Here is a 14,736-nt window from a genome sequence, read left to right on the forward strand (position 1 = left end):
AGGAGTGCATCATGGTGAGAGTAGGCATTAACGGCTTCGGCAGGATCGGGCGCAACGTGCTGCGCGCGGCGCTGGGGCGCAGCGATTTTGAAGTGGTGGCGATCAACGATCTGACCGACAGTAAGACGCTGGCGCACCTGCTGAAATACGACACGCTTTCCGGCACGCTGGCGGCCAGGGTGGAAGCCGGCGACAACCAGCTGCTGCTGGATGGCCGGCCGATTCAGGTGTTTTCGCAGCGCGATCCCGCCGAAATCCCCTGGAGCAGCGTGGGCGTGGACGTGGTGATCGAAGCGACGGGCTTCTTTACCGATAAAGCCAAGGCGGAAGTGCACATCACGCACGGCGGCGCCAAGCGGGTGATTATCTCGGCGCCGGCCAAGAATGACGACATCACGCTGGTGATGGGGGTTAACGATCACCTCTACGATCCGGCGCTGCATAAGGTGGTCAGCAACGGCAGCTGTACCACCAACGGGCTGGCGCCCGCCGCGCAGGTATTGCATCAGGCGTTCGGCATCGAATACGGCTTGATGAATACCACGCATGCCTATACCAACAGCCAGGCGCTGCACGATCAGCCGGAAAAAGATCTGCGCGGCGCGCGGGCGGCGGCGGAATCGATCGTGCCTTATTCCAGCGGCGCGGCCAAGGCGCTCGGCAAGGTGATCCCCGAACTGGACGGCCGCCTGACCGGTTATTCGCTGCGGGTGCCGGTGCCGGTGGTTTCCATCGTCGATCTGACGGTGACGCTGAAACGCCCGGCGACGGTGGAGGAGATCAACGCCGCTTTCCGCGCGGCGGCGGCGTCCGGCCCGCTGAAAGGGATCCTGGGGTACAGCGATGAACCGCTGGTGTCGAGCGACTATCGGGGCGATGCGCGTTCGTCGATCATCGACGGCCTGTCCACGCTGGTGATCGGCGGCAACCTGGTGAAAGTGCTCGCCTGGTATGACAACGAGTGGGGCTTCTCCAACCGCTTGGTCGATCTGGCGCTGCTGATGGAACAACGCGGGCTATAAACGCCCAACAGCAAAAAGCCCGCTTAAGTTTCCTTAAGCGGGCTTCTCTAAATATGGCTCCTCTGACTGGACTCGAACCAGTGACATACGGATTAACAGTCCGCCGTTCTACCGACTGAACTACAGAGGAATCGTGTGAACGGGGCGCATCATATCCAGCGGCTCCGGGTGTGTCAACGCTAAATTGCCCCAGGCGGTGCGACTGCTCGGTATCTGAGCAATGTGCCCGTCAATCAGCCCATTGCGCGTCGTTTTCCGCCTGGTCTCGCAGCAGGCGCGCCAGCGGATCCTGGCGGTAGAAGCGGCAAAAGTGCTGATACAGCGCCGGGAAGCGTTCGGCCAGCAGTTCGGGAGCGCTGAAGAAATACTCCGACAGCACGGCGAAGCACTCGGCCGCATCGGTGGCGGCGTAGGCATCCATGCTGGCGGCCTCTTCGCCGACCATGTCGATCTCGTCCTGCAGGCTTTCCATCGCGGCGTGCAGATCGTGTTCCCAGGCGGCCACCTCGCGCAGCGGGATCGGCGGCACGCCGGTGGCGACGCCGCCGTTGCGCATATCCAGTTTGTGCACCGCTTCGTGGATCACCAGATTGAAACCGGAGAGGTCAAAAGAGTCCTGCACGTCTTGCCAGTTGAGCACGATCGGCCCCTGTTCCCAGCTTTGGCCCGACTGCACCACCGGCCCCGAGTGCACCAGACCGATCTCGTCCTGCCATTCGTCTTCCACCACGAACGGGGTGGGGTAGAGCAGAATTTCGTTGAAGCCGTCGAGGCATTCCGCGCCCAGCTCCAGCACCGGCAAGGCGAACAGCAGGGCGATGCGCGCCTGCATTTGCGAGGTGAGCTGCAGCCCCTGCAGCGGCACGATGCGCTTTTGCTGCAATATTTGCCCGGCGACGGCCACCAGCCGCTGCCGCTCCTGCTCATTCAGCGGCGAGAGCAGCGGGATCGCCAGCGCGTCCTGCCACTGGGCCTCGATGTCTGCCTGGGATTGAGAGGGTTGAGTCGCTTTCCACGGCCATTTAATCATCAGGTTGCTCGTAAACTCATCACTTGAACGTTCAGCGGTATGCTAATGCTGTAAAAATGCCGCAAAAGCGGGCATGATAGCAAGCGTTGTCAGGAGAGATGCCGGAGCGGCTGAACGGACCAGTCTCGAAAACTGGAGTAGGGGCAACTCTACCGGGGGTTCAAATCCCCCTCTCTCCGCCACTTTACCCCGCGTTATTCCCCCATTGAATCAAAATCCTTTTCTTTCGCTAATGCTTGTAAACCGTTGGATATGAAACCGGTTTGCGTTGGCCGAGATCCTTTCCCGCATTATAACTCGTGCAATATCAACGAATAGCATTTTGCGATTATGTTCTTCATTTTGTGAGCCACGTTGCGCTTGGATCCGGTGCGGCGCTTGCGGCAAGCCCAGTGCTATGCATGCCAATCACGCTGAACGTGTGAAACCGTCACGGCGATAATGCCTGCCGGCAGGGGCGTGCACGGTCTGAGTCCGCTATCCCTTGAAAAGTTTGCCAGACTGACAACATGCCCAACGCCTCCAGGATAGTGTGTATTTACACGCGATTTTTTGCGCACTAATATGTGTGCACATGCACATAAATGATCAGTCTCCTGCCCGAAACGAGGGCGACAGAAGGGGCTGACCGCCTGGAGACTGGAGGACTTGCCATGAGTTTGCTCGATTGCGCACTGGATTTTCGTCACTTCATTGAGGAATTGCGTCGCCGAAACGATTTGGTCGACGTGCATCAGGAAGTTTCCGCCGACCTGGAGATAGCGGCTGTCTGCCGCCGGGTCTATGAGCAACGGCTTTCGGCTCCGCTATTTCATCATGTGGCGGGCGCGATGCCGGGAGCCCGCATCCTCGGCGCGCCCGCCGGCATGCTCGCTTCTGCGGAACATGCCTATTCTCGCCTCGCCCTCCATTTTGGGCTGCCGCCGGAGAGCGCTCCGCGGGATATCGTGGCGGCGATTCGCCGGGCGGTGAAGGCGGAGCCGTTTGCGCCGGATTATTGTTCGACCGGCCCGGTGAAAGAGAATATTTGGCGTGGCGACGAGGTTGATCTGGAACGCTTCCCGGTACCGCTGTTGCATGAACGGGATGGCGGGCGCTATTTCGGCACTTACGGGTTCCATGTCGTGCAATCCCCGGACGGAAAGTGGCATAGCTGGGGAGTCGGCAGGCTCATGATGCTCGATCGCAATCGTCTCACCGGCCCGGCGATACCCACCCAACACATCGGCATGATCCGTGAAATGTGGCGCCGAGAAGGGAAACCTACGCCGTGGGCGATGGTGCTCGGGGCGCCGCCTGCCGCGGTGGCGGTCGCGGGGATGCCGTTGCCGGCCGGCGTCAGTGAGCCTGACTATGTCGGCGCGCTGCTCGGTAAAAGCGTTACGCTCACCCAAGCGGAAACCAACGATCTCTGGGTGCCGGCCAATGCGGAAATTGTGCTGGAAGGTGAAATCAGCCTGACGGAGACGGCGCTGGAGGGGCCGATGGGGGAGTATCACGGCTATCAACACCAGCAAGGCCATGAACAGCCGGTGTTTCATGTGCGTGCGGTGACGTTTCGCGATGACCCCATTTTGCCGATTTGCGTCGCCGGCAAGCCGCCGGAAGAAAATCATACGATCTGGGGCACCATGATCTCGGCTCAGCTGCTGGAAACCCTGCAGAGCGCGGCCTTGCCCGTTGACTTTGTCTGGTGTTCCTATGAGGCGGCGACCTGTTGGGCGGTGGTCTCCGTCGATATCGAAAAACTGGCCGGAATGAATACCACCGCGGCGGATTTTGCCGGCAAGGTGGCGGAGGTGGTCTTCGGCTCGCATGCGGGCTACCTGATCCCCAAACTGATCCTGGTCGGCAATGACATTGATATTGTCGATATCGATCAGGTGGTTTGGGCGTTGGCCACGCGTTCACATCCGGCGCGCGACCATTTTATCTTCCCGGACGTACGCGAGTTCCCGATGGTGCCGTACCTGACGGAAGAAGACAAGGCGCGCGGTAGCGGCGGCAAAGCCATCATCAACTGCCTGTTCCCCGAGCAGTTCAGCGGCGTAACACGTGCGGGTACCGCCTCTTTCAGGCACTCTTATCCGGAGCCGGTCAGGGCAAAAGTCGAAGCTAATTGGAAACAGTATGGATTCTGAAAAAAAAGGCACGCAGAGCGGCAGACGGGGAATGGGATTGCCCAATGGCGCGCTTTACAGGATGACGGAGGTGGTGCGTCACCGCGAAAAACGGCTGTCTGCGTTACTCGCTTTGCAAGGACTCAGCCTCCATGAGTGGCGCGCGTTGCGCATTCTCTACAGTTTTCCGGGCGACGTGGCCATGAGCGAGGTGATAGCGCATTCGCAGACCGATCGCACCGCGCTAGGCCGTACGATCACCCAACTGGTCAATCGGGGGTGGGTCGCGCGCTTCCCCGATCCGGAAGATAAGCGCGCGGTATATCTGCGCGTCATGCCGGCGTCTCGTCCCATTTTTGACCAGGCGAGGCAATGGGTGGCGGATTATGACGCACAGCTGATGGCCTGTCTGGATGATGCCGGGCTCAGTGCCCTGGATGACGCACTGCAACGCATGATGCTGTTCATCGAGCCCGCGTAGTCCGTTCCGGCGAAAGCCAGCGCCGTATTTCCCGAGTGACCTCATCGCGGTGTTGTACTGTTGCCCGCGGGTAAGGTAATTTGCTGAGGGCATGATGACTGAGGCAGGGGCCAACGGACATGAATGAAAGGATCGACTACCACATCGAGAAATACCACTTCGCGCCGCTGGATGAAGCCCCGCGGCTCGCGCGCCAGTGGAGCGAGGTGTTGAACGAGTGTCGCCAGACGCAGGCCGGGGCGGAACAGCGTCTGCGCATTGCGCTGCTCAACGTGGACTATGTGACCAGTTTCGAATTGCCGTTTCGCTTATTGCTGGTGCGGGCGCCGCAGCTGATTGCCGGCCTGCGCGATGAGCTGTCGATCAGTCAAAAAAATGTGGTGTTCAACGGCAAGCGCTTTGGCTGCGTTTACAGCCTGAAAAGGGATTTAAGCGACGTGCCTGAGGCCTTCCAATATGGCCTGTCGACCCGTATTCACCGAACTTCGGCGTCGGGCGTGGACGCGCTGCCTTACCGGGAAATCGCCAAAGCGCTCAAGGCGCCGCGTGAGCGGCTTAAGCTGGCGCTGGAGCAGGGGCTGCGCGTCACGGCGTTGGACGGACTGTTCTGGTTCGGCATACAGCGCATCGCCGCCGAAGTGCGCAGGCTAAGAAAAACCGGCATGACGATCGTGACGGCGGAAACGGAGATTTTCGACACCCTGACCGGCACGACGCGCAAGGTTCCGGTTTACCGGCTGGCCGATCGTTAAACGCCGCTTCCGCACCGCGGAGGTTCAAACCAAGAACCTCCTTATTAATGCTACCGCTTACCGATAGGCTTCATTGCGCGCGATGGCATACTTCCCGCTGCCCAGCAGCAGGATGGCGAGTCCGCCCATAAAGAACACCAGCTCGTTTTCAATGCCCCAGGCGCCGACGTCGGTGACGGTGAAGACCTTGCCGGTGCCCACCATCAAAAACGCCACCACCAGCGTAAAGGCGTAAACCAGCGCGGCGGGGCGGGTGAACAGCCCCAAAATGATCAGTATCGGCGCCAGGATCTCCCCCACATACACGCCGTAGGCGATGAAGGTGGGTAGCCCCTGTTCCTGCAACGCCCCGGCGATCCAGCCGACGCCGTGCTGAATCTTCGCCACGCCGTGAAACAGCATCAGCCCGCCGAAGGTTAGCCTGAGCGCCAATTTGCCGGCGTCCGGGTGGTCAAAAAAGCGAGTGAATGCCGCATTGAGTGACTTAACCATGGCTTTTTCTCCTGAATAGGAATGATTTTCAATCAATATATCAGTCGGATGAATGCGAAAGCTGTTCTGGATCAGGAAAACGGCGGGCTTGGCGTTAAATCGCCGGGCGAGGCCGGCGGTGCGGCTTGATTTTTAGGTGGAATGACCTGTGCGCACCGGCCGAACCGGGGATGAGAAAAGTTATCGGCAGAGGTGGCCCGCCGCGTAGCCCATCTCTTTTCTGTATGTGTTGGCTACCCGATTTGCGTTTTCATCAAGGATTGTCAAAGGACAGGCAACGTAAAGATTCATAAGGTTTTTTTGCAGCAATGAAAAGGTGCGCGTTTTCGCTTTAATAACCCAATAGAGTTACCTTTATTTTTATTTTGAACCGCTAAATCATTAACGCTTTTTTTCGGCCTTTTTATTGGGAATTATCTTGCTTATTTTGCCTTGCGAAAGTTGATCCTGTGGGGCGTACGGCCAGTGGCGGGTTTTATTTTTATAGATTTTCTTATTTTTTGATGACAATTCAATGCCGAAGAGAATGAGGGAGATTGACTGAGGGGGTTATGAGGGGGGGGCAAATTTCCATGAACTATTTTTCCTGGCGTAAAAGTAATCGATTCAGCGCTGTTTTAAGTTATTGAATTGTTTGTTTTATGTATATTGATTTGTTATTTTTTTATTAAAAAAATAATATTTTTTCTTGATATTGGGTTTGCCTTTGCTAGTATCAAATTAGTGGTCTTATCAGTTAGGGAAACATTTCTTGTAAACGGAACAGATCGCTGGTCTTAACACGGTTCCTGTCGTTGCAGCGCTTACGTGGTTATTTTGCCGTTATAGTAAATGATATCTCTAATGCCACTTTAGTCTGCGAGACTCTTTACCGCAGTGGTGCTTTTGCCGCGGTAAGCCGTATGAGAACACACACGAAGGGGAATTGAATCTTAAATTATTCTGATCATTACCCTGAGTTAACTATAAAAGAATGATGCTTTATCCACCAGGCTGTTTGTGTACCAATAGGTATTCGGTGCACCACGGCGGAATGTTAATCTGTGCTTTAGCTTTAAAATTAATAATCAAAACTCTCGCCAAATTGTTTATTTTCACACCAGGTTTCGCATGTGTAAGTACTGAGTGCTGGAAATGAAAGTCACACTGCCATCGTCTTCTATTGATCATTGCGTGCTACCCGCTTGCAAGAAACGACTGGTTGTCATGGTTTTATGAAAAAATTTCACTATTTACTGTAGTTATCATTTGCTAATTAAATTATTTGTATCCAGTGGTATTACTGGAATTATCCTACCAAGGATGAAACGTTGTTTTTAGGGCAGTTTTTGATTTTTTTCCTATTCTTAGCTTGCATAATTATCGTTTGCAATTTATTGATTTTAAAAGGAAAAAATAAATATGTAAATGTAAAATAGTTTAAACCGATCACTGTGATTCTATTGATAGGTTCAATCTATTATTGTTGTTAATATTAATACATCTAAACAATTTGCGAGCTTGGTGACGACTAACTTACGCTAAAAGGACTCTGGGAAAGACTGGCGAACGTAAAAGCCCGCTTTATTAGGCTTTATGTTTCTAGTGCTGATTGAAAAGGATATCAGGCCATGAATGAAGTCATCTCAACGGAAGTGAATGGCGTCGAATTTGATCCACGATACAGTGAAATTGAATTCACGCTTTCGGAATATGACAGCCAAACCGATCCGCTTAATGCCGTAGACAATGCGCGTGATATCAATTGGCACGCCATTCGCGAGCAGTCTGCCGCGTTGCTGGAACAGTGCTTCGATTTACATGTCGTGCTGTGGTTTATGCGCGCCAATCTTCATATCGACGGTTTTTCGGCCTTCTACCAGGGCATTAAGGATATTGACGCCAAATATGCCGAGGAGGGCGCCACCATTTTCCCTCAGGCGGACATGGAACCCTCATCGGACAGCTTTCATGCGGCCGCATTAGGGTGGCTCGCCACATCGTCCTGTCTGCACGAAATCAAGAACAGCAAGATTTTTCCCGACACGCCGTTAACCACCGACGAGCTGCTGAATATGCGGCTTGACGAGCAGGAAGGCAAAAGCCTGCATTTTTCGGAGGTGGTAAAGGTGCTGGGGCAAGCCGACAGTTATTTTGCCGGCAGAAATCTGCCTTCGCTGAAAGAGCAATTGGCGCTGGAAATCGATGCGCTGGAGCGCGTCGAGAATTACGCCAATCTGCAGGCTGAAGATTATCGTTTGGACTGCCGGCAGGTACGCGACTATTTGAAACAGTTCAGCCGCCAGCTGGCTTCACTGGAACAGCAGGAATTGCCGGCTGAACGGGATGACGCGGAGATTGACTCGCCGGATGCTGACGCGCCTGTCGCCATGCCCGGCAAATATATCCGTTCCCGGCAGGATGTCATCTTGCTGTTGGATCAGGTTTTGGACTATTTCCAAAACTATGAGCCCAGCCATCCGGCCCCCATTCTTATTCGACGTTCACAAAAAATGATCGGTATGGACTTCGCGACGATTGTTGAGGAGCTTTTGCCGGAATCTCTGGCCTCGTTAAATCAATTGTCCGGGAAGTAATTTTTATCACAAAGGAGTTTTCCAATGGCTAAGGACTCAAGCTCTCAGAAATTTATCGGTAAAAATAACGCGCCGCGCGTGCAAATTGAATATGACGTAGAGCTTTACGGTTCACAAAAGAAAGTGGAGTTGCCCTTTGTTACGGGGGTCATGTCCGATCTCTCTGGGCATCGGAAAAAGCCTTTGCTGCCGATCGAAGAGCGGAAATTCCTGACCTTTGATCAGGACAACTTCAACGATCGCATGCGCGCCATCAAGCCTCGTCTGCAATTTTACGTAGAGAACACCCTGAGCGAAGACGATGCGTTGCTGGACGTGGAATTGGAGTTTGAATCGATGGATGACTTCACGCCTGGCGCCATCGCCAAACGGGTTCCGCAGATGCAACGCCTGCTTGAAGCCCGGGAGCATCTCACGGAGCTGATCACCTATATGGATGGTAAATCCAGCGCGGAAGAAGTGGTGAAGAATCTGCTGGAGAAACCCGATTTTCTGCATCGTTTGGTGACGGATGCGCGTAAAACGGTCGCGGATGCGGAACAGGATGTGCAGGATCCCGGCAATAAAGGAGATGAGGAATGAGAGCGAGGCAACGACGCTATTCGGCTAAGCAGCAGGCTACGGCAGTCGCTGAAGTTGAAACGCAGGACACGGAAAATGAGCTTGACGGTTTGCTCAAGCGTTCATTCCGGCCCAGAACGAACGAGGCTTCGGAAGCGGTTCGTCGGGCTATCGGCACGCTGTCCGAATATGCCAATAAAGGCAAGGTCAAGGTCAGTCAGGATGTTGTATTGACCATTGAATCGTTGATTGCCCAGATCGACGAACAGCTTTCGCAACAGATGAACAATATCTTGCACCACAAGGAGTTCCAGAAGCTGGAGTCCGCCTGGCAAGGTCTGAGTTATCTGGTCGATAACACCAACGTCAGCGAAACGCTCAAGATCCGGGTGTTGAACATCAGTCAGGATGAGCTGACGCGCAATTTGCGCCGCTATCGGGGCTCCGCCTGGGATCAAAGCCCGGTGTTCAAACAGATTTACGAACAGGAATATGGTCAGTTCGGCGGCGAGCCGTTCGGTTGCATCATCGGCGATTTTGAATTCGATCACAGCCCGATGAGCGTCACGCTGCTGACCGAGCTGGCGAAAATTTCCGCGGCGTCGCACTGTCCGTTCATTTCCGCCGCGTCGCCGTCGCTGCTGCAGATGAGCAAGTGGAACGAACTGGGCAACCCGCGGGATATCGGCAAGATTTTCACCACGCCGGAATATGCGTCCTGGCGCCGCCTGCGCGAAAGCAACGACTCGCGTTACCTGGTGTTGACGATGCCGCGTTTCCTGTCGCGTTTGCCTTATGGGGCGAAAACCAACCCGATCGAAGAGTTCGCTTTCGAGGAGTCTGTCAGGCCGGATGTGGATGATGATTTTTCCTGGGCCAACTCGGCGTATGCGATGGGCGTCAACATCAACCGCGCGTTCCATGAGTACGGCTGGTGTTCGAAGATCCGCGGCATCGAATCCGGCGGCTCGGTGGAAGAACTGCCCGCCTACGCGTTTCCATCCGATGAGGGCGGATATGAACTGACGTGCCCGACGGAAGTGGCCATTTCCGATCGGCGCGAGCAAGAGCTTTCCGACGCCGGGTTCTTGCCCCTGGTCTATCGCAAGCATTCCGATTTCGCCGCTTTTATCGGTTCTTGCACCATGCACGCGCCGGCGAAATACGAGGATCCCGACGCGACGGCCAACGCCAAGCTGTCTTCGCGCTTGCCTTATATTTTCGCCACGTGCCGATTCGCGCACTATTTGAAATGCATCGTGCGCGACAAAATCGGTTCTTTTCGGTCCAGGGACGATATGCAGCTGTGGCTGAATGACTGGCTGATGAACTACGTCGATGGCGATCCTTCCGTATCGACCGAGGCGACCAAGGCGCGTCGTCCATTAGCCGCCGCCGAGGTGCGCGTTGAAGATGTGGAAGACGATCCGGGTTATTACCGCGCGCATTTCTATTTGCGCCCGCATTACCAGTTGGAAGGCATGACCGTGTCCTTGCGACTTGTATCAAAACTTCCGTCAGCCAAAAAAGATGGGAGCAGATAAGTTACGGCTGGTCATTGGTTTGGATATTGCCGACGTTAATTATTAAATGGCGTTGGTGGGAATTGATATTTCATTGAAATTTAGTGGCGCTGTTTTTTACGCTATTGCTATTTATTAATGGCTAATGGGTTCTCATTGTCGCTATTTCAATGATCGCGTAGGCAATATAACGACTTATCTGAATAGACTTTTCAATTAACGAAGTAGACCTATCAGTCAAGGAGACAAAAAATGAGCACGAAAGCTTTAGTAGACTATTTTTTGAAAATTGAGGGTGTTGATGGTGAATCACCCGACCAAACCTACCCTGGCTGGATTCAGCTGCAAGCCTGGCAATGGGCGGAAGAAAACGCCGGCCGTTGGGGGTTCGGGAGCGGCGGCGGTTCAGGCAAAGTCGAGATGAAAGACTTTGAATTTCGCATGGTGAGCAACAAGGCTTCGCCGAAACTGTTCCTGATGTGCGCCACCGGCGAGCATATTCCTCAGGCAAAACTTGTTTGCCGTAAATCAGGCCAGGGTCAGCAAGACTTCATTGCCGTGACCTTCAGCAACTGCCTGGTTTCCTCATTCAAGACCGTGGGTAATATGCCGCTGAATTCCACCATCGGTACTGAAATCGATACCGTGCTGCCAACCGACGTTATCAAGCTGAATTTCGCACGTATCGAAGTTGAGTACAAAGAGCAAAACAATGATGGCTCCATGGGTGCGGTAATTAAGACGGGGTATGACCTCAAGCTTAATGCCCGTATCTGATCATTGATGTCACAACACTAATTGCAGGCTGTCTGCCCGCAGCGATTGCGGGCAGACATAAGCCTTATCGCGAGGTGTTAAATGAAAGCGTCATTGCCCATGCTATTCGATAAGCTCAGCGTGAGACATCAAAGCGCCAGCGCCGATAATTGGCGGCGTGTTTTGGTGCGTGATATCGAATTTTTACTGAATGACGCATCGCGCAGCGCTGATTTGAAACTTCATGATTATGCGCACAGCGAAAGTTCGGTATTGAATTATGGCCTGCCGTCGCTGAGCCAACGCATACCGATTAATACCGACCCGTTAACGCTGGCGAGACATATACAAAGAATCATTACTTCGTTTGAGCCGCGTCTGGATCCGAAAACGATTCGTGTGGTGCCTGTAGTGAATGAACGCCAATCGTATGTGCTGGCGATTTTATTCGATATTTATGGCACCTGCTCATTACCGGGTGACGAAATGCTGGTTAATTTGCGCATCGCTCTTGATTATTCCTGTGGCGCCGTACACGTATTTGATTAATAGGGGTGACTATGTTCAGTGAGCGCTTTCTCCAATTATATAATGATGAGCTGCGTTATTTTCGCGAGGCCGGTCGTCAGTTCGCCTCTTCTCATCCCCAGGTCGCCCAGCATTTAGGCATGCATATCGACGGCGTGCTGGATCCTTTCGTTGAGCGTCTGTTGGAGGGCTCCGCGTTCCTTTGCACCCGCATCCAGGAAAAGCTGAACAATGAGCAGCCGGAATTTGCCCTGCAAATGCTCTCACGCCTGGCGCCGCTGTGGTATACGCCGGTTCCCGCGATCGCCACCGTCGCGATTAAGCCCGATCTCTCTTTTCCCCAGTGGCACAGCCAGGTTGACCTGCCGCGCGGGAGCCGCATGACCCTCAACGATATCTCGCTGAACAACAAACCCGCCACATTCACCACGGCGCGGCATATTAAAGTGCAGCCGGTTGAGATTTCACTGGCGGAATGCGAGATTTTGCCGCCGCACCATTTGCCTGACGGCGCCGCCCGACACATGCAGGATTGCTCGGCCTACGTCAGGATATGCCTGACGACGCACGGCGTGCTTCCCGTCTCGGAGCTGGATCTCGAGCCGCTGCACCTGACGCTGGCGGAAGATACGGTGCGGGCCAATCAACTGCTGGCCGCGTTGCTTAATCGCACCTTGCGCATCGTGCTATGGGCGAAAAGCGACGACCGGCCAATCGTCAAAGTCTTGCCGCCGGACAGCTTGCGCCTGGGCGGCGTCAGCGATGAAGAAGCCTTGTTGCCCACCGTGGTGGGGGAATTGCCCGGCAACCGGCTGATGCGCGAATACTTCGCCGCGCCAAGCCGCTTCTTTAGCCTGGAGCTGCATGGCGTGCAGGATTTTCTGCGCCAATGTGAACGCGTTCACGAGTTCGAGATCTTGTTCGCGCTGGAGCAACGCCCACTCACTCTGATCGGTCGCGTCAACGCCAGGGATTTTCATCTTTTCGCGACCCCAGTCATCAACCTGTATCGCCGCCATTGCTCGCCGGTGCTGCTGACGGATGAGCGCACGGAGCACCAGCTGGTGGTCGATCGTTTGAACACCTCGCTGTATGAGATACACAGCGTAAAACAGGTGAAAGGCATGCTGCCCGACGGCAACCCGGTGATTTTCTCTTCGCTGCAGGCCGACGTGCAGTACGACTGCGAGCGGGAGCCGGCCGGTTATACGCTGCACCGTCGCCGGGAGCCGTCGCCCTCCAAGTACAATAATCCGCACCTGCCCAACGAAGATACCTTCATCGCCATCTCGCCGGGCAAAAGCGGCATCGACATCGACGACATCACGTCGCTCAGCGTCGAGGCGCTGGTCTGCGAACGGCATCTGGTGCCGGCGCACCTTCAGCAGCCGCATTTCCAGCTGGAAACGGCGATGCCGATCCACCAGGTGGAGATCGTCCGCTACCCGAGCAACCCGGTCGCGGTGCCGAACATCAGCCAGGCGTGGCAGGCGATTCAGATGCTGGCCTCCAATCCTCTGCGCCATGCGCGCCCCGACGTTCAGGATTGTTCGGCGCTGTTGCGCGACTGGCTGTCGTTGTTCTGCCATCAGGATGACTCCAGCCAGCGCAAGCGCATCGCCAGCATCAAAAACGCCTGGGTGGAGCACCACTTCGAACGCAATCAGGGGCCGGGGCCGCTGGCCTGGATCCGCGGAGCCGAGATCGCCGTCAACTTAAGCGCCAACCATCATGCCGACCACGGCGCCTATCTGTTCGGCAAAATATTGCACCACGCGTTGAGCCAATACGGCGACCTGAACCAAACGTTAAGCATGAAGCTGTTGCTGGATGGGGAAACCCACGCCGACTGGGGGGCGCTCTACTATGGCTGATATGTCGTTGATGCGTGAAACGGCGCTCTCGTTGGAACAGGCGCCGACGCAGGGGGCGCAAAGCGAAAGCGCGGGCCAGGCCGAAATCCGCGGGCTGTCCAATCGACAGGATTTTTTCGAGCTGCTGCGGCGTATCGAACGCGCGCAGCCGGATGCGCCGCGGCTCGGCGTCTCCAACGATCGCAGCCGCGAAAGGCTCTGCATTACCCAGCCGGCGGATATGGCGTTCGCTTCGCGTGAAATCGCCTCTATCGTGCAGCGCCCTAAGCAAGTGCTGATTCAGGCGCGGCATTTCGGCATGTTCGCCCCCTACGGCCCGCTGCCGATCCATGTGACCGAGCACGCGCGCACCGAAGTCATCGCCAGACGCAACCAGGCGTTCCAGCAGTTCGTCGGCATCGTCAGCCAGCGCTTCGCCGTATTGCACTACCGGGCCTGGGCGCAGCTGAAGGCGATGATCGGCCATGAGCATGACGATGACAAGAACCCGTTCTTGCGCCATTTGCGCCAGACGGTGGGCGTCGATACGGCGCTGACGGTGAACCCGCATATCCAGCGCCTGCGCGAGGCGTACCCCGGCACTTATCTGCCCGGTCGCCGCTCGCTGCGGCAGCTCAACAAGATGTTGGCGGCCTATTTCGCCGTTCCCATCACGATTACGCCGCGCTACGCCAAGTGGATCGACGACGGCAAGCAAAGCGGCAGCCAAAAGCTGGGCAAGTTGGGCAGCACGCGCATCGGCAGCCGCTTTTTCGATGCCCAGTACGGCGCGCATATTCAGATCGGCCCGCTGGGGGCCCCGCAGTATCAGCAGTATCAGCGCGGCAGCCGGCGGCTGCAGGCGCTGGTGAGCATCTGTCATGACTTTACGAGCCATCAGCTGATGCTGGATGTCAGCCTGCTGATCGCCACGGAGCCGGGCATGGCGGCGCAGCTGGGCGGCAAGTCGCTGAGTAAAGACAGCTGGCTGAAACCTAAGACAGGGACGTTTAGGCAGCTGGTTTATCAATCAACAACTTAA

At 55.5% G+C, this 14,736-nt stretch carries 13 protein-coding genes and 2 tRNA genes; 12 read left to right on the forward strand and 3 right to left on the reverse strand.

Annotated elements, in window-relative coordinates:
* Positions 1-11: 11 nt before the first annotated feature.
* Positions 12-1,022 carry a type I glyceraldehyde-3-phosphate dehydrogenase gene (gap, locus tag ACJ8QF_RS11340; protein WP_033632647.1) on the forward strand — a complete coding sequence of 337 codons (1,011 nt, stop codon included), beginning with the start codon at positions 12-14 and terminating at the stop codon, positions 1,020-1,022.
* 54 nt (positions 1,023-1,076) lie between these two features.
* Here gap and ACJ8QF_RS11345 read toward each other — a convergent pair.
* Together ACJ8QF_RS11345 and mtfA are read right to left on the reverse strand one after the other, a co-directional pair.
* Positions 1,077-1,152: transfer RNA gene (locus tag ACJ8QF_RS11345), tRNA-Asn, on the reverse strand.
* Positions 1,153-1,251: 99 nt separating this feature from the next.
* Entirely contained in the window at positions 1,252-2,052 is an 801-nt protein-coding gene (gene mtfA, locus ACJ8QF_RS11350; RefSeq protein ID WP_004935401.1) for a DgsA anti-repressor MtfA, read from the reverse strand.
* A gap of 92 nt (positions 2,053-2,144) precedes the next feature.
* On the opposite strand from mtfA, the gene ACJ8QF_RS11355 reads away from it, so the two are divergent.
* The 4 genes from ACJ8QF_RS11355 to ACJ8QF_RS11370 all read left to right on the forward strand — a co-directional run bounded on the left by ACJ8QF_RS11355 (position 2,145) and on the right by ACJ8QF_RS11370 (position 5,405).
* Positions 2,145-2,234 (forward strand) — tRNA-Ser (locus tag ACJ8QF_RS11355).
* Positions 2,235-2,705: 471 nt separating this feature from the next.
* Complete coding sequence (locus ACJ8QF_RS11360; RefSeq protein ID WP_275094946.1) at positions 2,706-4,193, forward strand: UbiD family decarboxylase; 1,488 nt, start codon at positions 2,706-2,708, stop codon at positions 4,191-4,193.
* On the forward strand, positions 4,183-4,653 hold the full coding sequence (locus ACJ8QF_RS11365; RefSeq protein WP_015378395.1) for a MarR family winged helix-turn-helix transcriptional regulator: 471 nt from the start codon (positions 4,183-4,185) through the stop codon (positions 4,651-4,653). Before ACJ8QF_RS11360 ends, ACJ8QF_RS11365 begins: the two co-directional genes overlap by 11 nt.
* A 119-nt stretch (positions 4,654-4,772) precedes the next feature.
* Entirely contained in the window at positions 4,773-5,405 is a 633-nt protein-coding gene (locus tag ACJ8QF_RS11370) for a helix-turn-helix domain-containing protein (RefSeq protein WP_440484335.1), read from the forward strand.
* 57 nt (positions 5,406-5,462) lie between these two features.
* Here ACJ8QF_RS11370 and ACJ8QF_RS11375 read toward each other — a convergent pair whose 3' ends face one another.
* Positions 5,463-5,897, reverse strand: coding sequence for a DoxX family protein (locus ACJ8QF_RS11375; protein ID WP_154871102.1), 435 nt, complete (start codon positions 5,895-5,897; stop codon positions 5,463-5,465).
* A gap of 1,610 nt (positions 5,898-7,507) precedes the next feature.
* On the opposite strand from ACJ8QF_RS11375, the gene ACJ8QF_RS11380 reads away from it, so the two are divergent.
* The 7 genes from ACJ8QF_RS11380 (at position 7,508) to tssG (ending at position 14,736) form a co-directional block, all read left to right on the forward strand.
* Entirely contained in the window at positions 7,508-8,473 is a 966-nt protein-coding gene (locus ACJ8QF_RS11380; RefSeq protein ID WP_004935378.1) for an ImpA family type VI secretion system protein, read from the forward strand.
* A 24-nt stretch (positions 8,474-8,497) separates the two neighbouring features.
* Positions 8,498-9,055 carry a type VI secretion system contractile sheath small subunit gene (gene tssB, locus ACJ8QF_RS11385; protein ID WP_004935376.1) on the forward strand — a complete coding sequence of 186 codons (558 nt, stop codon included), beginning with the start codon at positions 8,498-8,500 and terminating at the stop codon, positions 9,053-9,055.
* On the forward strand, positions 9,052-10,578 hold the full coding sequence (tssC, locus tag ACJ8QF_RS11390) for a type VI secretion system contractile sheath large subunit (RefSeq protein ID WP_004935371.1): 1,527 nt from the start codon (positions 9,052-9,054) through the stop codon (positions 10,576-10,578). Before tssB ends, tssC begins: the two co-directional genes overlap by 4 nt.
* Before the next feature lie 231 nt (positions 10,579-10,809).
* Positions 10,810-11,334, forward strand: coding sequence for an Hcp family type VI secretion system effector (locus ACJ8QF_RS11395; protein ID WP_004935369.1), 525 nt, complete (start codon positions 10,810-10,812; stop codon positions 11,332-11,334).
* An 81-nt stretch (positions 11,335-11,415) separates the two neighbouring features.
* Positions 11,416-11,862, forward strand: coding sequence for a type VI secretion system baseplate subunit TssE (locus ACJ8QF_RS11400; RefSeq protein WP_015378391.1), 447 nt, complete (start codon positions 11,416-11,418; stop codon positions 11,860-11,862).
* Positions 11,863-11,873: 11 nt separating this feature from the next.
* Positions 11,874-13,715, forward strand: a complete 1,842-nt coding sequence (tssF, locus tag ACJ8QF_RS11405) for a type VI secretion system baseplate subunit TssF (protein ID WP_004935363.1) — start codon at positions 11,874-11,876, stop codon at positions 13,713-13,715.
* Positions 13,708-14,736 (forward strand): type VI secretion system baseplate subunit TssG, encoded by a 1,029-nt coding sequence (tssG, locus tag ACJ8QF_RS11410; protein WP_193160337.1) that lies wholly within the window; start codon positions 13,708-13,710, stop codon positions 14,734-14,736. Before tssF ends, tssG begins: the two co-directional genes overlap by 8 nt.

The sequence above is a fragment of the Serratia sp. CY81684 genome, assembly GCF_052166595.1.
In the GTDB taxonomy this organism is placed as follows: domain Bacteria; phylum Pseudomonadota; class Gammaproteobacteria; order Enterobacterales; family Enterobacteriaceae; genus Serratia; species Serratia nematodiphila.